Below are 20,707 nucleotides of genomic sequence, written 5' to 3'. Positions count from 1 at the left end.
ATCTATGCTCGACCTTCCCTGGCTGCTTAAGCTCGAGTCCGAGCCAGTCGCCAAAGAAGCCGCCTTGTCGACGCTCGTCTTCATCGCGTTGTTTTGCGTCAACATTCCTCTCGGCGGAATAAGAAAGGTCTTTCATGGTCTCCCAGCGAGCCTGGGAACCACATATCGCGTCGTCGATTGGTTATTTCTGCTCACTCCCACTGCTCTATCTCTGTGCCCATTATCGCGCCCCCATTCCGTATCTGGTGGGCGCCCCTATGGCGTGCAGGCGGGTCGTGTGGTCTACGATCATCGCCAGTATTGCGGACTACATCCTCTATTTTGGACTTTTCAGGAAGCAAATCTTCGCGCACGTAACGCCCGGTGCGAGCTCGTAAGCAGCAGTCGCCTCGCGCATGGGAAGGCCTCGCGGCAACCATGGGCATACTCGCGGCAGGGCGGCAACCGCAGGCGTCAAAAGCGCAATCACCGTTCGCGCAAAGCTCGATGCCAACATTTGACACAACCCGGCCGTTATCGCCGGAAGACAAGTGGTGGCCGCGTGTGATTTGCGTGCTGCACGCCCGAATTGCAGACCTGACCGACCTCGTCTCGTCGCAAGGTCCGATCTGTGACTATGCAACGTTGTGCACCTACGACGGGGCGTTCACTCGCCTTTACGTTGCGCAGGATCCGGCGTCGGAGAAAAGTTGTGGCCCCGGCTTCGCATAACGCGAACAAGGAAAATCACTAGTCATCGGCCATCTATCTGCAGAACCTGTCTCGTCCTGGTGCGCGCGAACCTGCGTCCACGCTGACCTCGGGAGCCAACCTGGTTCGCTTCGGCATCTGTCCAGAAGGCACGCTGACACTATCGTCCGCCGAGGCAGGCACGCAACGCGCTGTGTCGCACGGCAACCGCCGATTCGAGAATCCGGTAGGGACGGTCGAGGTCTCATCCCTATCCGTCGAGTGATGGCTCGTCGAGAACCTCCCGCTTTCTTCGAAGTTCGTCTAACAGACGAGATTCGAAACTGGCGAGAATATGTTCCCTCGAAAGGTTCGACGTGGCGTAGGCGCGGCCAAGCGTTCCGAGATGGACACGCAGGCCCGGATCGTCTGCGAGCCGCGAGATCGCATGGGATAAAGCGGTCGCGCTACCGGGTTCCGTCACCATGCCGACGGATTGAACGATGCTCCAGAGATCGGTGTTTTCGGCTGCCGTTGCGAGGACAGGATGTCCGCTGGAGAGCATCGCGCCAAGCTTGGACGGCATGACGATATCCGCAGCATCGGCACGTTGCGGCAGAACGTGAATATCGGCGAGACCCATCAGCTCGTTGAAGCGCTCGTTCGGCTGGAAGTCGATCAGTTTGAGGTTCAGAAGTCTGGCCGCTCTGCGCGTCAGATAGTCTCTCGCAGGTCCGTCGCCGCAGACTACGAACACAATATCGCGCCGATGGGCCAGCAAGTGCGCGGCATCGGGGATCAATTCGAGACCTTGCTTCGCACCGAGGTTGCCCGCGTACAACACGACAATCGAACTGTCGTCGATTCCGAGGTGATTGCGATAGGCGCTGACCCGCCCCAGCGGGCGGATGTTGCCCGTGTCGACCCAGTTCGGAACCGTCACCAGTCTCGCCAGCTCGACGCCCTTGTTCACGGCGCGCCGTGTCATCGCTACGGATGGCGTCGAGATGCCGTCTCCGCGCGAGAGTAGTGCGCGCTCCATCGCAAGGCTGAATCGCTTGAGGGCGACGCCTTTGAGCATGCCCAGGCCGAATGCCGCCTCGACCTCGTAATCCTGGATGTGGATCCAGCACACCCCCCCGGATAGACGCGCGATGAGCATGGCGACCGGGCAGGCAAACAATGGCGGCGCGACTACCCACACGACGTCTGGGCGCCAACGAAGCTGAGCGATGGCGGGCAGAGCGGCCGCGAGTGAGAAGCTCATCAAGTGCAGTATGCGTTTCAATCCAGTCGGACGCCGCGGACACCAGAAAGGCACACGAGTGACTGAGACGCCATTGATGGTCTCCGTCGAGTATTTCAGCGGGCTGTAGCCGTCCTGCACTCGCCAGTCGGGATAGTAAGGCGACGCCGTGATGACGCGCACGACGTTCCCCTGTGTAACTAGCCATTCGGCAAGTTCGGCCGAGTATTTTCCAATGCCGCATACTTCTGGCGCGTAGTTGAGGGACATCATCAGTATTTTCATTCGCGTACCCACTCCACGAGCGACATTGATCAGTTGTTCTGAGAAAGTGCGCTAAGAAAGATTTCTACAGGTCTTCTCATCGAAGAATGATATAGACGTCGATGCGCGCCTGAGACGACAAAGTCTTGCCGAAGTGCGCCACGGGCGAACGCACACGCAATTCCTACCGATGTTTCTCTTCCACCCGACAAGGTCTTGGCAATTTCCGTCCAGTCGTCGCAAGGCGTGCTGCGTCTGCGTACATTTGCACAAAGCGGTGCGTGGTTGCGATTGTCGATATTCCGGTCATTTTCGACCGCAGTCGTATCGGTCGTAGTCGTTCAATGGATGGAGCAGCCGTATGGCGCTTGCGTGGAACAGGATGCTTTGCAAGCTCCACCGCCAAACAAATGAAATCGCAACCAGGCAGAATTTATGTCCTCAACGAAGCAAATACGGAATAGCGATTCCCTTCAGGCGGATGCCGTTTCAATCTCTGACTACCTGCGTGTATTGGTCGACAGTTGGCGTCTCATAGGTGCCGTCGCGCTCGTCGTCTTTGCCACGGGAGTGTTCTATGCCGTACTTCAGCCGCCTTTGTATCGGGCAGACGCGCTCTTACAAATCGGTCCGGAGAAATCGAATTCGCTAGACGCAGAGGCATCGGGGCGGCTCGCCTCGCTTTTCGACTCCAAGGCTAAAGCCGCCGACACGGAGATGGAGTTGATTCGCTCACGGCTTGTCGTTGGCGAGACGGTGCGGAAACTCCACCTCGACATCACGGAACGTCCGCGTTACTTCCCGGTCATCGGCCGATGGGTGGCCCGGCTGCGAGGTGAATCGACTGGCAACGAAGCGCTGCTCGGGCTGAAGCAGTTTGCGTGGGGGGACGAACGCATCGAGGCGCCCCGCTTCGACGTTCCACGTGCGACGCTCGGACGCGAGTATGTCGTCAAAGCGGGTCCGAACGACTCGTTCGAGCTCGTGGCGCCGGACGGTACGGTGCTGGGAGTAGGGAAGGTCGGTGAGGAGATGGTGGCGCACTATGCGGGCGGCGAGGTCCGCTTGCTCGTTTCCGAATTACGGGCAAGACCCGGCGTCGAGTTCACGCTTACAGCGAACTCGGTACAGACGACCATTCTTTCCCTGCAAAGCGCGCTGGCAATTACTGAGAAGAAAGCTCAGACCGGGATGATCGGCGTCGCTATGGATGGACACGATCCGCTGCAGGTGGCGGACGTCGTGAATACCATCGCCGAACAGTATCAATCTCAGGACCTGGCGCGCAGATCGTCCGAAGCCGAACATTCACTTCTGTTTCTCGAAGGCCAATTGCCGAAATTGAAGGACGAACTGCAACAGGCCGAAGATCAATACAACGCCTTTCGTAATAGCAAAGGAACGGTCGACCTGAGCGAGGAGAGCCGGCTGGTGCTTCATCAGGCCGTCGAGCTTGACAAGGATTTGCGCGGGCTCATGCAGCAGCGGGACGATCTGGTGCAACGGTACAAACCCGGCCATCCGGCGCTGGCGGCGCTCGATGCGAAGATCGCCCGCTCCGAGCAGGATCGAGAGGCGTTGAGTCGGCGCGTCTCCGCGCTTCCGGATACCGAGCAGACGGCACTGCGCCTGATGCGAAACGTGCGCGTCGACACGGAGCTGTACACCAATCTCCTGAACAGCGCGCAGCAGTTGCGGGTCATCCGGGCGGGCAACGTCGGCAACGTCAGAATCGTCGATCGCGCTATGCCGCCCGAGAAGCCGTTCAAGCCGAACTGGCGTATCGTGCTGATCATTTCGGCGGCACTCGGTGTGTTGCTCGGGATCGCGGCCGCGTTTTTAAAAAGGAAGCTCTCCGGGGGCGTGGAGCGATGTTCGGACATCGAGCGAGCCCTCGGCGTGCCCGTCTGTGCGGTCGTGCCACACAGCGAGCGCCAGGTGCGTCTCGAAGACGACATGCGGCGCAAGCTTCCGGGGTTGCATGTTCTCGCCGCAACGTCGCCATACGACGTCGCGGTGGAAGGCGTCCGCAGTCTGAGAACCGCGTTGCAATCGACGAACGTCGAGCTTCCTAACAACATAGTGATGATTACAAGTGCCAGGGCCGGTGTCGGGAAGTCATTCCTCGCCATCAATCTGGCAGCTGTTCTGGCAGCCGGCGCCAAGCGCGTGCTTCTTATCGACGCGGACATGCGTATGGGAACAATGCATGTCCCATTCGCGCCGTGGGACGGCCCAGGCCTCTGCGAGCTGCTGCACGGGGCAGAACTCGACGATGTCCTGCTGCGTAACGCGATGGACGGAGTCGATCTGATATCACGCGGCGGCCAGTCACCGAACCCTGCGGACGTCCTGATGAGCGACCGCCTGAGCGAAATACTGAGTGCCGCATCGAAACGCTACGACGCAGTCGTGATCGATACACCGCCGGTGCTGGCGGTCACCGATGCAACGCTGATCGGCAGACATGCAGGGACGACGCTGCTTGTCGTAAGGCATGGGCGGCATCCGGTGGGTGAAGTGTCGGAGGCGTTGAACCGGCTGCAAAGTGGTGGCGTGAGCGTGAGAGGCATCTTGTTCACTGATGTCCCTGCGGCGCGATTCACCTACGGAACGCGGTACAGCACCGGGGGCCGATATGGAAAAGGGCTGGCAACGCCGAGTTCAAGAACGTGAGGCGAGGCGCGGCACATGGCAGGCTTGGGAACGACATAATGGGGATAATGAGCGATGTCTAGAAAGGTAGCGTTGATCACCGGGATCACAGGGCAGGATGGCTCTTATCTTGCGGAGTTTCTCCTTGACAAGGGATACGAGGTTCATGGCGTCAAGCGACGCTCGTCGCTGTTCAACACCGATCGTATCGATCATCTTTACGAGGACGATCATGTCGCGGAACGGCGCTTTCATCTGCATCACGGCGATCTGACCGACTCGTCCAGCATCTTGCGCATCATGCAGCGAGTTCAACCGGACGAGCTCTATAACCTGGCGGCGCAAAGCCATGTCGCGGTCTCGTTCGAAGAGCCCGAATATACGGCGAATGCCGATGGCCTGGGCGCACTCAGGTTGCTGGAGTCAATGCGTATTCTCGGTCTGGAGAAGAAGACGCGCTTCTATCAGGCGTCCACATCCGAACTTTTCGGGCTGGTGAGGGAGTCTCCCCAAAAGGAGACGACGCCCTTCTATCCGCGCAGTCCCTATGCCGTGGCCAAGATGTACGCCTACTGGATCACAGTGAACTATCGCGAAGCGTATGGCATGTACGCGTGCAATGGGATTCTGTTCAATCACGAGTCGCCCGTGCGCGGGGAGACGTTCGTCACCCGCAAGATCACGCGAGCCATCGCGCGCATCGCCATCGGATCGCAGGATTGCCTGTACCTCGGGAATCTCTCGGCCTTGCGTGACTGGGGACATGCGCGCGATTACGTCCAGATGCAATGGCTGATGCTTCAGCAGGAGGAAGCCGAGGACTTCGTCATCGCGTCAGGCGTCCAATACAGCGTGAGAGAGTTCGTGCAGCAGGCGGCTGGAGAGCTCGGCATCACGGTTCGATTCGAAGGGAATGGCGTCGATGAGATCGGCGTCGTCGAAAGCGTCAGAAGCAAGGAATGTCGGGTCACGCCTGGGACGGTCATCGTGCATGTCGATCCGCGCTATTTCAGGCCGACCGAAGTCGAGACGTTGCTCGGCGATCCATCGAAGGCGCATGCGAAACTCGGCTGGTCTCCGACTGTCTCGTTTGCCGCGCTGGTCAAGGAAATGGTGCTTGCCGATTATCAGATCGCGAAGCGTGACGCGCTGATCACCCTGGCGGGCTATAAGGCCCTGGAACATCACGAATGAGGAACGTGCTCGACCGATCGCCGCAGCTGACCGAAGTTTTAGGCGTGTTGCCACGGCTGGCATTTGCACTGGTCGTCACTATGCTCCTTGCCGCCGTTGAGGGTGAGCGGCAGGCTGCGTGAGCGGATGAATTGAGCGGCCGAGTGCAGTCCTATTCACCTCATGGAGCGAGCATGATCGTGTTCATCGCGCCGTACAGCGCTGCCAAGCGCGCCAGCAACCAAAACCTGGGTGCCATGCGCAAAGTAGAGTTTTTCCTGACGATGGCATCGCATCTTGCCGGCGACGTCCTGCTCGTGAATACGCAGCACGAAGACGAGAAGTGGGCGGGGCGTGAAGTCCGGGAATCGCGCATCGGCGATGTGCGTGTCCGTGAGATCGCGCTTCGCAGTTATCCGATACGCACAATTGGAAAGATGTTGAATCTGTTCGAAGTCGAGGCCGTGAGCCGGGAGATACTGAATTTCGGGAATCCGGAGATGGTCTGGATCTACAACTCGTACGCGTTTGAGGCAATGCTCGCGCGCGTGTTGACACGCAAGTCCGGCGCACGGCTCGTTTTTCAGTTCGAGGACTGGCCATTTTCACGACGTTACTGGCATCCAAAGCCGCTCGTCGACTTCTTGGTGTGGCGCTATTTTCTTCCTGCCCCGTCCGTTTGCCTTGCGGTGAATGACAATCTGTCGACGCGCGAGCACGAGCGCAGCGGTTGTCCTGTCGTGTTGTGCCCGGGCGTGGTTTCTGAAGATCTTCGCGTCGCATGTCGGCGACGACGCCCCTTTGAAGGTCCCGAGGGGAGGAGGACAGTAATCGGCTATTTCGGCGGACTATGGCCTGAGAAGGGCGCCGACCTCGTGCTGGAGATCATGCGGCGATCGAACGGTCGCTTCATACTTCACGTATGCGGAGCGGGACCCCTGTCATCGGAGTTCGAGAAACTGAGCGCGGCGAGTGAGGCGGTTCGCTTTCACGGCCGGGTCGACGAGACGACGCTGTTCAATTTAGTCTCGGACTGCGATGTGCTTATCAACGTCCATTCGTCGATCGAAAAAATGGGCGATGGGATCTTCCCGTTCAAAGTGGTCGAATACGTTGCGTCCGGACGTTTGGTGATATCGACAGAACTTCCCGCATTGAGCATGCGCGAAATCCACGACGCGGTCCATTTCGTCGCTCCTGACGCTGAATCGATCCTGGATGCTCTGTCGGGCGCAGAAAGTCTGTACAGGAGTAAACATCGAGAAATCGAAAAAGCGATGGCCGTGACTCAGGAAGCCCTATCTGAAGGAGGGCTCGAGCAGACTATCTCAATGTTGCTAAACGAGCCGCGAGTATCATCGAGCGCGATGGCCGGTGCGGGATAGGATGCCCGATAGTTCTACAACACCGACACGCTGTTCGGCGCCGCATCCATCGCATTGACCGCGTAGACTCGCGCCAGAAGCAAGTTGTACGCCCAAAGCATCCACGAGCCGCCGAGGCGGCGCGCCGTGATGAGGAACGACAGACAGAGCGTGACGAGGCCGAGTTGTCTTGTCTGCGATTTACCTCGGTCGAGCAGCGCGAACTGGACGGCCACATAGGTCACCGGCGTCCAGCCGAGCGGCGCACGAGCACGAAGGCGAACGTGCCGACGGCCACCGCCTCCAGTTGCCGAAGGAAGTCTTCCTCCGGCACAAGTGCTTTCGGACCCATCCGCACCTCGTCAAAAAAGTGCAGGATCAGGGCTTTAAATGCCTGCTTCCTGTAACTCTCTCAATACCGTGGCGGCCAAAATCCCTTGCGCTATAAGAGAGAGCGCCCCCGATCGTAGAGGCTCGACTAGCCACGCACCCATGGCTTTTCGTTTGGACTTACTTCGTCGCCGTTTCGATGCCGGTATTTCTCGTTTTACCAGACGGGGGCTCTTTCCCGCGGCGCGTTGCGGCACGAACTGCCGAGAGCTTGTTGGCGACGTCATGCATCGCAAATGCGACGCGGCCCCATCGCGACTGCGCGATCTGGATGCTGGATGCAACGGCGTAGTTTCCCTTGCTCCAATAGGGCTTGAATGATTCGGAGCCGATGCCGAGATCGAAGTCGCGCTTATGTTCCAGAGCCCAACGCACCCACGCCTCAGTCGTAATTGCTCCGGGTGCGAGTTTCGCGTGCTGCCGATCGAAGCCCGCCATCACTCCCAACATGCTTTCCTTTCCCAAGCCGACCATGTTTGCGGCGATGGGCGCGTCGTCCAGTGCGAGGACCATCACTCTCGCGCAGGGATCTCCGTCGCCCTCGGGCGGATGATTTGCCAGCGCGATGAGGTAATCGCGGAATACTTTTGAATAGAGCCACGCGCCCTTCTTGTGTACGCGCTCCGCCCAGTCGCGCTTGCAGGACAGCATCCAGTCGATCATCCGCACGTTTTCGTCGGCATCTTCTGGGCCAAGTATGCGTACGTCGACCTTGCCCTGTCGCTCGAGTCTTTTGCGCAGCGCCCCCGGCTTCTTTCCAGACAGGGTGCCGAGCGATGCCGCGAAGCTCTCCCAATTCGCTTCACGCGATAATCGCGCGACGGCACACGGATGCTCCTTGGTCGTCATCAAGCCGCTGTGCGCCACGGCCAGCCGATACAGATGACTTTCGCGATCGACGTAAGGAAGCAGGAAAATGTCGGATGCGCATTGCTCTTGTGCGGCGCGCCACATCGACTCCATCAGTCGATCTGAGGCATGGTCTGGATCGACAAGCACCGTCGTATAGTCAGCGGATTCGGGACTCAATGGCCGCAGCACGGTCCACAGACGTTTGCGCGTGCGAACGAGCGGCCACGCCGCGATGAGCTTTCCATCGCGGCGTGCGGTGATGATGCGAAGCGATCGCCCCATCCGCTTCGCTACGCAGTCCCATGTCAGCCAGCAAGTGGCGAACGATTCGTGATGCCGTCCTTTCGAGCGGCTCCACAGCGCCTGCCATTCGCTACGCAACGCCTGAAAACTCTCAGGCGTTTTTATCACCTCGATATCTTCAACCGGTGCATTCATATCTTCCTCTAAGGCCTTGCTTTGCTTACCATATCCCGCCGGGTAAAGTGCAATACCTGTGCCGTTTTCGTCCCTTGGCAGTCGCGCGCTGTTTGGCATCTTGCATTCACATCAAACGATGCTACGTGCGATGGCGCACAGTCCTCGAAGCGTCGCTTACGCGCTGGCAAACGCCCGAAGTGGAGCATCGAACGACTTCCCTCGACATTGTCGCAATCACTTTGAGGGCGCTGATAATGTACTGCCAGCATCGGTGCGAGCCGATACCGTAGGCTTGCTCTCTGTTTCCCAACCGCAGCGACTCGACCAACGCTGCGTTCTTCCATCGTCTTTTCCTATCGTCGCGCCGAGCGCCTCGCGGTTGCCGCAGACCTCACGGCGCTACATGCGCGGCCTGGTCTTCCAGATGCACACATTCTGATGGGTTACCGCGTCATAGCCGATTTCTTCTTCCGCATACGGCATCGACGCGCAGTAGTGACGTACAAGCACCGGCGACGAATCGAACACGTCTGCACACACCGGATGGTATAAAACGACGGAGAACGCCTCGACCGATCCACGCTCGTGTGCAGCGACGAGGTTGGCGAGAAGCCGTGTCATGGTCTTGAGGCCGAATGGATTGAACAGGTACACGACGAGTTTGCCGGGCGGGAAGTCGAACTCGAGCGCATCGGCGACGTAGGCGCGCATCGGCACGCGCCTAGGGAAGCGCCGTGCGACGATCTGCGCATTGCGATTGGCGACGTCCACCAGACGCACGGCGAAGTCGTACCCGATGACCTGGCGAAACGGAAATTCGGTCGCAACAATCATCGGTCGGCCCTTGCCGCAGCCTATGTCGATGAACGCATGGTCGCGCAAGTCGCCGAGCTGCTGCAGCGCGCAGCGCACCACGCTCGGCTGCGAAACCATATTGGGAAAACTGCCTGCCTCCAGGCCGTAGCCGTAAATGGCTTCGGGCGGCTCGATGTCGCCAGTATCCGTGCCAAGCGCCTTGTCGATCGGATGCGTGCGATAGCAGCCGGTATAGACGACCTTCAGAACCGGCACACGTTGCGCGAACCTTCGGATACGCGGAATGAAAAGCATCGTCTGCACGGGGTCGGGCAAAGACGCGACGACAGTGATCAGCGGCCACTTGATGCGCCGCTTCAGGCGTTTCCCGAAACCGCCGGTCGGACTAGTATCCATTGCCGGTACCCTCATGAGTTGGCTCGAAACTGACGACACCAGGAAAAAGTGCAACGAGCGCGATCTTCGAGAATGGTACAGACCTCGATGCGTGCGGGAGACGACAAACTCTTGCCGAAGCGCGCCATGGACAACGGCACGCGCAAATTCTACCGGGGATTCCTTCCCGCCGGACAAGGACCTGGCAGTTTCCGTCTATTCGTCGCGAGGGCTATTGCACCCGCGTAAGCTTGCACAAAGAGATACGCTCGGTTTGTGAAGTCAGTATCGGTCAATAAGCGCTCCCAGGGCGCGCGTGCCGGTTATCAATGATGGTCCGGCCCAACTTTAGTCGTTTCGAGCCGCTTTTCGCGACTTACGTCGCGCGACGTCTAGTCTCCGCAAGAGCTTGTGGCGAGCCGACAGGAATATTGAAATGATCCATGTCTTCGAAGTTTGAGCTAGCTTGACGGTCAAGATGGACCATGTCAAAAGTTCTATGTGGAACGCTGCCGTATTGTGTTGCGGACTACAAGAACAACATTCCGCCGACCTCCTTGCGCTCAGACTCGGTACATCTGAACGATGCCGGTTACGCCATTGTCGCCAGCAGCGTGAAGTCATTGATCGCGTCCAGGAACTGGTAGCAATGGGTCCGTGCCATATCGGCGAAAGTTATGGCGGCTCGTCTTCGGCCGTCTCTCCCAGGGATGCGAACTATCGTTCGCTAAGAGGCTTGCTCGTCTATGCGAATTTCCAATACGCTCCCCGACAGAAATACCCGGCTGGCAACAAGTCCTCGACCGGTCAATGTAAGTCTGATGGCGATGCTGGCCGTAACGGTTTGCGCTTTCTCGCTCCAGTTTGGATATTCGGTTCACTTGTCGGTCGCAGGGGCGTGTTTTATCCTGGCCCTGGTCTACTCGATCAAGAAGCTAACTCCGCTTCGGCTCGCACTGGGTCTCATCGGCGCCGTGCTGATCGTGATGCCTGTTATCTTTTCTCCGGGCGATTTCACGAGCAGCGCGTTGTATCGGTCCATTCGAGAGGCCGCCTGCTTCCTGGTTCTCGTTGTTCTGGCGAGAGTGGAGGTAGAGTTCGGCATTGCAAGCAAGGCAAGAATTGCATGTGGACTATGGATAACGAATATAGGTCTACTGCTGATCACAATGTTGCAGGCAATCGATCTGAAGTTTGGTCGGAGCGGAGTATTCTTTGTCCCCTACACCTATTTTCCTAGACCGATAAGTCTGGACGGCTGTTGGACGGTGGCATCATGTTGGCTGGAATTCGGACATCTGCACGGCATCCCGACAGAGATACGACCGGCTGCGACGTATGCGGAGCCGTCCTATCTTGGGTTCGTTGTGTTGTGTCTGGTTTTCGTCAGTCGCAAGATAATTGGCGAAAGTGGCATTGGAAGGATCGCGTTTGTCAGTGTGGCGATGGCGACAGTCTTACTGGCGCAGACGACTAGCGGGATCGTCGCTCTCGTTCTCATGCTGTTCGCGACACGCAAGCGGTCGCTATGGAAGAGCGCCGGGCTGATTCTGGCCAGCCTTCTGTTCCTGTCAGGCGCCGCTTTCATGTTGAGCGACCGGTTTACCGACATCATGCAGGGTTCAGACGTGTCATTCCTCGGACGACTGATATACCCGCTACAGGCGGTGGGTGAGGCTCTGCAACAAGGGTACCTGCTTGGTGTGCCGTCTGAGTACTTGGGAAAGGTGGTGTCGAGCGAGGTTATCGCTGCGACGGGTATGGCCACGGGTGCGAGTGATAATGCTCTGATCAACATGTTCCTCTTATACGGTATGGTTGGAGGGGTTCTAGTATTGACGATCCTTTTGCTGCGCCGCGGCTTTCCAGAAATTGTCCTTCTTCTTCTTTCGATGCAATTCAATGGTGCGATCTTCATGTATGACAAAGTGGTGATGCTTTCGTTGGTGTTGGTACTTTACAAGGCGCGGTTCCAGGACGAAGGCACACCAGCCACTGCGAGTGAGGTCAGCAGCGCTTCATCTGATTCTTTTCCGGCATCCACAAGCGTCGCCGTGCAAGTTCGAGCCTAATAACGTGGCGGATGGCTGGTACACCATGACACGCAGAACTCTCCACTGCATGAAATCATTAGCCATTGTCTTTCTCTTGTTACATGGAACAAGCGGCAACGGCCTCACGCTATACGTCGCTGTGCACGGGAGCAATGATGCGTCGGGTCTGACTACACAGGTTGGTAGTCGCAGCGGGCCCCTCGCGGGGATCGAAGAAGCGATAAAGAGGGCAACCCAATACCACGAGTCAAGGAAGACTAAGCCTGTTGCGATTGCGCTTCTAGATGGCGTATATCGAATCTCGGCCCCAATCCGCATTGTCCGCAGCGTTTCGGGATTGCCTACTCCCCCGTTGCGGATATACGCCGTGAATCCAGGCGGAGTTCGAATTAGTGGAGGTAGAGAGCTGACCGGGTCTCGTCCTTTGCGGCAAGGGGAGGCGCCCCGTATTCCGCTGTCGTCGAGACCGGCTGTCCGCGTCTTCGATTTTTCCGAAACGCCGTTCATGTTGCATGACCTACGGCGTCATGGTTGGAACAACTCTGCCGCCGTGGCGAACACTGACCTTTACTTCAATGAACGGCGAATGCGTTTGGCTCGCTGGCCAAAGAGTGGCTACGCGGTCATCGCGGCTCTTAGCGCGGAGTCGCGTAAGGCGTTCTATGCGATGCCGACGCGTCCGGATCGCCTGACAATCGATCCGGGAATCTTCGCGGTAGGCTATTTCTCCTATGACTGGGCGATGGAAGCGATGCCCGTCCTTACATCGAAAAACAGTTCCGGCCGTATTGTGCTTAGCGATGAGCCGTCCTTTCCTTTGCGGATCGGGGGAAGATTCTTCTTGGAGAACGTGCCTTCTCAACTGGCCTCTCCAGGCGACTGGGTGCTAGACGCTAAAAACGGTCATATCTTTTTTTGGCCGCCATCTGACGATGTGTCGAGCGCTGAGATAACGGACGCTGAATCCTTGATCACGCTGGACGGCGCGAGCCATGTTGAGTTGGACGGCCTGGACTTCGAACTGGCGCGAGGACCGGCCATAGTCATCAGGGATTCAGAGGATATTCGGGTGGAAAACGCGACGATCAGAAATGTTGGGGGGCGCGCAATTGATGCGTCGGGGAGAAGGATAAAGATCGTCAACTGCCGGATTCACGCCGTTGGAGACGGGGGGGTATATGTTTCATCGGGAGATCGGGGCACTTTGACGCCGGGCGAGTCAGTGGTCGCAGGTAACGACATCTACGACTATAGCAGGTGGAACTATAGCTACCGACCGGGAATTCAATTGTCGGGAGTGGGAAACGTCGCGGAGAGAAATCGCATTCATGATGCCGCTCATATGGCGATGAAGATAGAGGGGAATGACAATGTTGTCCGCTCCAACGAGATCTACGACGTGGTTCAAGATTCCAGCGATGCCGGCGCGATCTACATGGGGCGGGACTGGACGCAGCGCGGCAATGTGATAAGTGGGAACTTTCTGCACGACATCGGCGTACCTTCGCGGGACGTAAGAGGGATCTATCTGGACGACCAGATAAGCGGGACCTACATCGCTAGCAATTACTTCCTGCGCGTTTCCAAGGCCATCTATGTGGGTGGAGGTAGAGACAACGTTATAGTCGGCAACGTTTTCATCGACAGCGCGCCAGCAATGAGTATCGATGACCGAGGCGTGACATGGCAGGCAGAGTGGGTCAGCGATCCCAACGGGCCCCTCAGACGTAACTTGAAAGGCGTCCCGTATCTTGGAAGTGCTTATGGGAAATACCCACATCTTCGCGACATACTTGGCGACGACGTGGGTGCGCCGAAGTACAACGTCTTTCGAAACAACGCGATGGTGAGGAGCGGTTGCCCTGCGTTGGGTGCGGTATCGATCGGGACCGATCCATGGGTGGAGTCAAGCGGTAATGTATGTGTCAACGGAAGCGGTGCGTATTTTCACGACGCAAACACGCCCACTGCGGAAGGCACCGGCATTTACGACGTGTTAGGTACGCAATCGTCGACTTCTCTTGAATGCATGACAAGAGCAAGCGAACCGTGCTAACACCGGAAGCGATTATCAGCGACCGTAATTTTGACAAGTTTTCGGCATCGCGTCCGTGATGCCCGCCACCCCGCAGTTCTGTCCATGAAATCGTGACCTGATATCAGCAGGAGTTTGTCGATACAAGCTATTTGCACCAGAACACTTATGCCTGTACATCTGAAAAAGACAAGTCTGTTAGCCGGAGCTTATCGTGCAAAGCGTTCACTTGGTCGGGACACCCATCATTGTCTCAAGATGCATATTCGGCACGGCCAGTCTTTTTAACAGCGGTTCCGAAAAGGTAAGGCGTCGACTGCTCCTTTCAGCGGTGGACGCCGGCTTCACCCATTTCGACACGGCTCCCTATTACGGATTTGGCTTGGCCGAGCGCGACCTTGGCCCCGTTCTGAAAGCACGACCCGAAGTCACCATCACGACTAAGGTCGGTATCTATTCGCCCGGCGGCGAGGAGCAAGGCGGTGTCGCTATATTCCTGCGCAAAGCGACAGGACGCTTCATCAAGGCCATTTCGAGTCCGACCGTGGATTTTTCAGTCGCCCGTGCGCAGAAGGCGCTCGAAGGAAGTTTGCGCCGTCTCAATCGTGATTGGATTGACATTTACACCCTACACGAGCCGCAACTGCCCCTGCTCAATACGGATGAATGGCTGAAATGGCTGGAGACCCTTGTACGCGAGGGAAAGGTGCGTACATTCGGCCTGGCACTGACTGCCGATAGGCTTGAACCCTTTCTCGCCACGGGCTCGGAACTCACGCGTTTCGTTCAGGTGCACGACAGTCTAACGGCGCGTGAGGCTGACCTTTTGGCCCGTTACGACAAGCCCTTGCAGGTCACCTACGGCTATGTGTCGGCCTCCCGCAGAGAAGGATCCCCACTTTCGGTGACGGAGGTGCTGCGTCAGGCCCTGCTCCGCAACACCAGCGGGGCGATTATCGTGAGCACGACCCAAGTCTCGCGGTTGCCGCAATATGCCAGGCTCGTGGAGGAGATAACCCATGCTCAATGATTTGAAGGGCCAGGGAGTGCTTTCGCGGGAAGCCGATTTCATTGTCATCGGTGCAGGCACTGTTGGCCTACCGACCAGCGTACTGTTGGCGCGTAAGACCGGCAAAACCGTCATCTGCCTGGAAACTGGCGGACTGCGCCAGGAAGAGGACCTGCATCCGCTCAATGAGGTCGTGCAGCGCGGCACGTTCTATAGAGGCGCTTCCCACGGGCGATTCCGGTGCTTGGGTGGTACGTCCATGCGATGGGGCGGTGCCCTCATTCCCTTCCAGGATTCCGACCTCTGCAACGCGCACTGGCCGATTTCGCTTGAAGAGCTTATTCCGTTTATCGGAGAGGTTGAACAGCTGTTTTCCTTGGAGCCCGGCCCCTATTCCGATGCTTCATTCCCTTTCGAACTCGGTGAGGTTCATGTGAACCGTCTGGCCAAGTGGCCGGAATTCAGAAAGCGCAATGTCGCGACTCTTCTGGACGTCGACATTGCCGCCGCAGCGAATCTTCAAGTATGGCTCAACGCCCATGTCGTCGAAATTAAGACTGGCGCGGAAGGCATCAGACTGAGTGCGGTTTCGCCGAATGGCGACAGGCTGGCTATCTCTGGCAAGAAACTTATCGTCGCTGCTGGCGCCATCGAAACCACCAGGCTGGCGCTACTTATCGACCGCCAGAACGATGGAGCCGTCTCCGCGGTCACGCCAGCACTCGGTCATTATTTCACCGACCATATTTCTACGGAAGTAGCGGAGATTGCCTCCTCCGAAGGTGCGGTGCTGAACAGAATCGTCGGATTTCGTTTTGGCGCAAAAGGTTCGATGCGCAACATCCGTTTCGAATTAGCGCCTCAATCGCCGGCGCGTCGGCATTTGCCGCCAAGTTTCTGTCATATTGGGTTTAAGGTCGAAAAGCCAGGTGGCTTCGATGTTTTACGGGAAATTTTCGTCAATTTGCAGCGTCGTAAGTTGCCGCCACCGCGCGTGATCCTCGACTTGCTTGCAAACGCTCCCTGGCTTGCGCGCGCCGTCTGGTGGCGCTTCATAAACAAACGTCTGCTTTTTCCCGCGCATTCACGCCTGTTCGTCCATGCGGTAGTCGAACAGATTCCCTCTCGCAACAACCGCATCGCTCTAAGTGCCACGTGCAGCGATCGTTTCGGCCTGCCGCTCGCGGAAATCAGCTGGTCGGTGACCGAAAAGGACAAGCAGAACGTCATTGAGACGGCTGAACAATTCAAAAAAACTTGGGAATCCAGCGATTTTGCTCAGCTCGGTGCCTGGAAATCGCTTGAACCGCAGGAAGTCTGGACAAGCCTCGGTAGCTCCGAGGGCATCTTCCACCCGACCGGCTCCACGCGCATGAGTGCGACCCCCGCCGAAGGCGTGGTGGACAAAGACCTCAACCTGTTCGGCGTCGACAATGTCCAGTTGCTTGCGACTTCGGTTCTGCCAACGGGAGGCGGGGCGAATCCAACTATGATGCTCCTGCTGCTGGCGATGCGCTGCGTCAATCAGCACGCTAAAGCGACGCTCAGCTGACTTATCTTTCCTCGTGACCCGAGACGGTTCTCTCCGTATCCGTTAGCGCATCCCGTCTTGAACGCACGTACGTGCGGTGAGAAGGTGTAGTCATCGTAACAAGGGAGCAAGGGTAAGCGCGCGGCCGGCACCGTAGCGAAAGTTGTTTACTGGAGGGAGCGGCGATGCTAACGGACGGCTTCGACATGAACGGAAGGCGGCAGCAACAATTCCACATTCCATGGCCAGCGGTTCGTCGATGCGGTTGATTGGGTGGTCAGCGATGCGCTCGATGGCGTGATGCGGGTACGCCTGAGGGTCAGGCCGTTCAGACAGTGGGGATTCGCCAGAATAAGTATCTGAACAACATCATCGGGCGATCAAGCGACATACCCATCCGATGCTGGGGTTGAAGAATCTCTGTTGCGCCCGCCTCCTCCTGTCTGGCATTGAAGTGACGAACCTTATCAGGAAGGGGGAGACGAAGGACGATGGCGTTGCGCGAATCACTGCCCAAGCATTCTATTCACTGGTGATGTAAGCAGTCCTGCTCATATCGGACCTTCCGCGTCCTTCCATCCTTATCGCGACAAAACCCGTGGGGTCTCAGTTGCGGCATCGAACAGCAAACCGAAGATCGCCGCCTTGTTGTACCAGACAACCGCGCTGATCGCTGCTGATGAGGTGAAGTTCCAAGGGCAGTAGATCCGCCGACTAGCCTCTAGTCGCCCGCGCGCAGCGTTCGCCTGGCGCTTCGGGCAATGGCGATTACCCCAGGAGTGGTGGGTGATCTGCGTGTGTGCGGCCCGGACAGACAATGATCGACGGGGTATGCTGTAGGGTAAGTACCAGCAACTTGGGGCGGGAGCACGTAAATGGCCGCGATTGCTAAAACCATCGGCACGAAAAGACGAGGCACATTCAGATTGTTGTTAGCGACCTTGGCTGTATGCTGGCTGTGCCTTGGCCTGCTCGCGTTGGCGGCGGACGATGCTTCGAGGTTGCGTGGCAAGTACGAGAGCCTGTCGCAACAGCTTGAACATAACCAGTTCCGGCGCCCGCTGTATCTTGAATCGGCAGAGTCACCGACCGCGCTCAAGGGCGACATTTACGCCGTCGTCGACTACCCATTCGCCACGGTCAGCGGCGCGCTCAATGACCCCGTTCACGGCCCTGCCAACTGGTGCGATTTGCTGATACTGCACCTTAATATCAAGTATTGCCACGCCTCGACAGGCAGCAACGGCAGCATCGTGAGCGTGAACATAGGCAGAAAAGTCGAGCAGAAAGTCGCGGACACCTACCGCGTGCAATTCCATTACCACGCATCACCCACTAGCCCAGGATATTTCCAGGTGGTCCTCAACGCCGACAGCGGCCCACTGAGCACAAAGGACTACCGTATCGTGCTCGAAGCGGTAGACATCAGTGGCGACCGGACCTTTCTGCACCTGACCTACTCGTATAGTTACGGCATGGCGGGGAGGCTCGCGATGAAAACGTATCTGGCGACTATCGGCAGCGATAAGGTCGGGTTTACCACTGCCAGTGCTCCGTCCTCCGAACAGACTGAATATATTGGCGGAGTTCGCGGTCTGGTGGAACGCAATACAATGCGCTACTACCTGGCGATAGATGCCTATCTTGGCGCGCTCTCCAACTCGCCCGACAAGCGTCTGGAGCAACGCCTGACTAACTGGTTTGACGCCACTGAACAGTATCCGCGACAACTACACGAGCTGGATCGGCAGGAATATCTCCAGATGAAACACAAGGAATATGAACGACAGCAGACGGAACAGTGAGCAGGATCGGTGCGTGCCGATTGCCTACCTACAGCCGTATCAGCAACACAGTCGAACCGGGAGACGATGATAGTGTGTTGACCTTTCTAAATCGCCGCCGGCCACACCAGATCCCGCGATGGATTCACCCGACTCGGCATGGCCAAGCCACCCATAGAAATCGACACCGGTTGGCGTCGTGAGGGCTTTCACTCGTCGCATTTCACGTCGTGCTTTGGCACAACGATAATCACCGGGTAGGTCCCCTGATCGAGTTCCACGCGTGCGACCACGGCCATCGTCATGCTGTCGATGTCGTCGTACACGCTGACTTTTTCATTCCGAAGGCTTGTGATGCCGGTACAGGCAGACGCGCGCCCCTCGTCGGAGACCTGGCATCGGATCGGGTTGTCTGCAAGGTAGCGATATTTGTCCCTGTCGGGGGCTGCAAGATATTCGCGAACGCTCTGTGCCGATCCACCGACGCCGGTGACATACCCAATGGCGCACAACTGTTTGGCTGCATCACTGCCCCCGGATGTTTCGGCTTTCGCGGTCGTGCCCGCTGCTGCGATGACCGCCGCGAATGTCGATGCAAGGAGGTATTTCATGGCGCAAATCACGGTTGTCTGATCGAAGTGCTGGATTGTAAAGGCATCTTTGCCGCAGTGGTAGAACGCGAAGATCGGCTGCTACTGCCTGTCTATCGAACAATCGGGATGAAACACGCCGCCACGGAGGTGGAGGTGTGTGGGAATATCGCCTGAAAGAAGCACCTACTCATATCAAGGCGTAACCACATTGAACATGCCGAGGCAAGCACTGTGAGGAGACCAAAAACCGGCGTGAGGCGGTCGAGCGGCGCAGATGGCGGTTACGTGTTTCTCCGCGTGCGAACCGGGCACGCACCGGATTGTTGCGGGAACTGCGCATGGTCGGAACGGTTCGCGCCTTCGGATCATCCGGTAAGGTCACGCTGCGACGATAAAAAAGATTGAAGGGCGATTTTGCCGCCTGAGATTTGGACTTCAAGGTACTTCGGTTTTTGTCGACGTTTCAAACGGCTTGGCGATTGCCGACGATTCGATGACTGCATCGGTGCTATCGAATTGGTCGCCGTCAGGTCGCTTGCTCAATTCAGCGGGCGACGGCGATACATAAGCGCGGAGGATGGTGCGCAGCGCTGGTCATGCATGCCCGCCCTTTACAGCCCGCGGCGGCCGGGCCGGCCCGCTCGGCTCGAGCCGTAACGCGCCCCAGCCGAGCGGGGCAAATACATGGCCTCCAGCCAGTTCGACCAGTTCCACGAATTTTTCGAGCGACGCGCCCGCGGCGATCCGAACCGGCGCGTTGCTGACGAAATCCTGCGTGCGCAGCCACGGAGCTTCGCCGCGATTGATCTCGTTGACACTGCGCTCGCGACCGTCGTACCCGGCGTCGGGCGGCAGCAGCGGCCCGTCGAACGCGACGGTCAGGATCTGCTGCGGTGCGTCGTCGTAGGGCAGGCCGGCATGTCTTTCATAAGGCGAGCGTTCCCATCCGTCGCCCCATTGCTGGTCGAGTGGCGCGCGCGTGAAATAGGCCCACGGCGCGCGTACGAAACACAGTCCGTAAGCATGGCGGACGCCGTCCAGATCGGTTGCAAGTCCCATGACTGTTGCCTCGAAGTGCTGATGACGTCAGCGCTTTACGCTTCGTCGCCGGCAGCAAACAAGCTGTGTTCCGGCTGTGCCTGCTCGTTGTCGATACACTGCACATGCCAGTGGCCGGACATCAGGACGCGGCCGCGTTCGGCGCACCACTGCGCGCGCCCGGACTCGCCTTCGAACGGCCCGCTGCAATCGTTCAGATCCAGGCCTTCGAGCACACACACGGGGGTCGCGTCATGCGGGCCGCACACCAGCGTATTGCCGTAATCCACATGCAGCGCGCCCCATTCGGGCAGATCGAGCCCCAGGTGAGCTTCGCGAGACCATTGTCGCGTGTCCTTGTCGAGCCAGAGAATGGCAAATGCCATTGGATGGACACTATTGAACGTGTCGAGGTGTACCGTGAGGCGCATGAAAATTC

Annotated in this window: 15 protein-coding genes and 2 pseudogenes; 9 read left to right on the top strand and 8 right to left on the bottom strand. The window is 58.0% G+C overall.

Annotated elements, in window-relative coordinates; genetic code table 11:
- Positions 1 to 940: 940 nt before the first annotated feature.
- A complete protein-coding gene (locus P0D89_RS36245) occupies positions 941 to 2,200 on the bottom strand; it encodes a WcaI family glycosyltransferase (RefSeq protein WP_408365693.1) in 1,260 nt (419 codons plus the stop codon).
- Between the two features lie 414 nt (positions 2,201 to 2,614).
- On the opposite strand from P0D89_RS36245, the gene P0D89_RS36240 reads away from it, so the two are divergent.
- The 3 genes from P0D89_RS36240 (at position 2,615) to P0D89_RS36230 (ending at position 7,392) form a co-directional block, all read left to right on the top strand.
- The gene (locus tag P0D89_RS36240) at positions 2,615 to 4,855 is read left to right on the top strand and encodes a polysaccharide biosynthesis tyrosine autokinase (protein WP_408365691.1); all 2,241 of its coding nucleotides are present in this window, start codon (positions 2,615 to 2,617) and stop codon (positions 4,853 to 4,855) included.
- 54 nt (positions 4,856 to 4,909) lie between these two features.
- Complete coding sequence (gene gmd / locus P0D89_RS36235; protein WP_408365689.1) at positions 4,910 to 6,028, top strand: GDP-mannose 4,6-dehydratase; 1,119 nt, start codon at positions 4,910 to 4,912, stop codon at positions 6,026 to 6,028.
- 173 nt (positions 6,029 to 6,201) lie between these two features.
- Positions 6,202 to 7,392: a glycosyltransferase gene (locus P0D89_RS36230; RefSeq protein WP_408365686.1), complete on the top strand. Its 1,191-nt coding sequence runs from the start codon at positions 6,202 to 6,204 to the stop codon at positions 7,390 to 7,392.
- Positions 7,393 to 7,406: 14 nt separating this feature from the next.
- On the opposite strand, the gene P0D89_RS36225 is transcribed toward P0D89_RS36230, so the two are convergent.
- The 3 genes from P0D89_RS36225 to P0D89_RS36215 form a co-directional block, all read right to left on the bottom strand.
- The gene (locus tag P0D89_RS36225) at positions 7,407 to 7,616 is read right to left on the bottom strand and encodes a hypothetical protein (protein WP_408365684.1); all 210 of its coding nucleotides are present in this window, start codon (positions 7,614 to 7,616) and stop codon (positions 7,407 to 7,409) included.
- 265 nt (positions 7,617 to 7,881) lie between these two features.
- Positions 7,882 to 9,150 carry a GNAT family N-acetyltransferase gene (locus tag P0D89_RS36220; protein ID WP_408365682.1) on the bottom strand — a complete coding sequence of 423 codons (1,269 nt, stop codon included), beginning with the start codon at positions 9,148 to 9,150 and terminating at the stop codon, positions 7,882 to 7,884.
- A 282-nt stretch (positions 9,151 to 9,432) separates the two neighbouring features.
- Positions 9,433 to 10,245: a class I SAM-dependent methyltransferase gene (locus P0D89_RS36215; protein ID WP_408365680.1), complete on the bottom strand. Its 813-nt coding sequence runs from the start codon at positions 10,243 to 10,245 to the stop codon at positions 9,433 to 9,435.
- A gap of 800 nt (positions 10,246 to 11,045) precedes the next feature.
- Between P0D89_RS36215 and P0D89_RS36210 the strand changes: the two genes are divergently transcribed.
- The 4 genes from P0D89_RS36210 to P0D89_RS36195 all read left to right on the top strand — a co-directional run bounded on the left by P0D89_RS36210 (position 11,046) and on the right by P0D89_RS36195 (position 16,874).
- Positions 11,046 to 12,296, top strand: a complete 1,251-nt coding sequence (locus P0D89_RS36210) for a hypothetical protein (protein WP_408365678.1) — start codon at positions 11,046 to 11,048, stop codon at positions 12,294 to 12,296.
- A 487-nt stretch (positions 12,297 to 12,783) separates the two neighbouring features.
- Entirely contained in the window at positions 12,784 to 14,334 is a 1,551-nt protein-coding gene (locus tag P0D89_RS36205) for a right-handed parallel beta-helix repeat-containing protein (protein WP_408365676.1), read from the top strand.
- Positions 14,335 to 14,527: 193 nt separating this feature from the next.
- Positions 14,528 to 15,343, top strand: a complete 816-nt coding sequence (locus P0D89_RS36200) for an aldo/keto reductase (RefSeq protein ID WP_408365674.1) — start codon at positions 14,528 to 14,530, stop codon at positions 15,341 to 15,343.
- Positions 15,333 to 16,874 (top strand): GMC oxidoreductase, encoded by a 1,542-nt coding sequence (locus P0D89_RS36195; RefSeq protein ID WP_408365672.1) that lies wholly within the window; start codon positions 15,333 to 15,335, stop codon positions 16,872 to 16,874. Before P0D89_RS36200 ends, P0D89_RS36195 begins: the two co-directional genes overlap by 11 nt.
- A gap of 167 nt (positions 16,875 to 17,041) precedes the next feature.
- Here the strand turns inward: P0D89_RS36195 and P0D89_RS36190 are convergent.
- Positions 17,042 to 17,174, bottom strand: a pseudogene (locus P0D89_RS36190) (transposase domain-containing protein); the annotation flags it as partial.
- A gap of 20 nt (positions 17,175 to 17,194) precedes the next feature.
- Between P0D89_RS36190 and P0D89_RS36185 the strand changes: the two are divergent.
- Positions 17,195 to 17,394: pseudogene (locus P0D89_RS36185) on the top strand (IS6 family transposase); the annotation flags it as partial.
- 334 nt (positions 17,395 to 17,728) lie between these two features.
- Positions 17,729 to 18,658: a hypothetical protein gene (locus P0D89_RS36180; RefSeq protein WP_408365670.1), complete on the top strand. Its 930-nt coding sequence runs from the start codon at positions 17,729 to 17,731 to the stop codon at positions 18,656 to 18,658.
- A gap of 188 nt (positions 18,659 to 18,846) precedes the next feature.
- On the opposite strand, the gene P0D89_RS36175 is transcribed toward P0D89_RS36180, so the two are convergent.
- The 3 genes from P0D89_RS36175 to P0D89_RS36165 all read right to left on the bottom strand — a co-directional run bounded on the left by P0D89_RS36175 (position 18,847) and on the right by P0D89_RS36165 (position 20,699).
- Positions 18,847 to 19,248, bottom strand: coding sequence for a hypothetical protein (locus P0D89_RS36175; RefSeq protein WP_408365668.1), 402 nt, complete (start codon positions 19,246 to 19,248; stop codon positions 18,847 to 18,849).
- A 576-nt stretch (positions 19,249 to 19,824) separates the two neighbouring features.
- The gene (locus P0D89_RS36170; RefSeq protein WP_408365666.1) at positions 19,825 to 20,289 is read right to left on the bottom strand and encodes a hypothetical protein; all 465 of its coding nucleotides are present in this window, start codon (positions 20,287 to 20,289) and stop codon (positions 19,825 to 19,827) included.
- A gap of 35 nt (positions 20,290 to 20,324) precedes the next feature.
- Positions 20,325 to 20,699: a DUF3564 domain-containing protein gene (locus tag P0D89_RS36165; RefSeq protein WP_408365664.1), complete on the bottom strand. Its 375-nt coding sequence runs from the start codon at positions 20,697 to 20,699 to the stop codon at positions 20,325 to 20,327.
- Positions 20,700 to 20,707 lie beyond the last annotated feature (8 nt).

The sequence above is a fragment of the Paraburkholderia sp. RL18-085-BIA-A genome (assembly GCF_046027075.1).
GTDB lineage: Bacteria > Pseudomonadota > Gammaproteobacteria > Burkholderiales > Burkholderiaceae > Paraburkholderia.
This window is presented reverse-complemented; position numbering and strand designations above follow the sequence as displayed.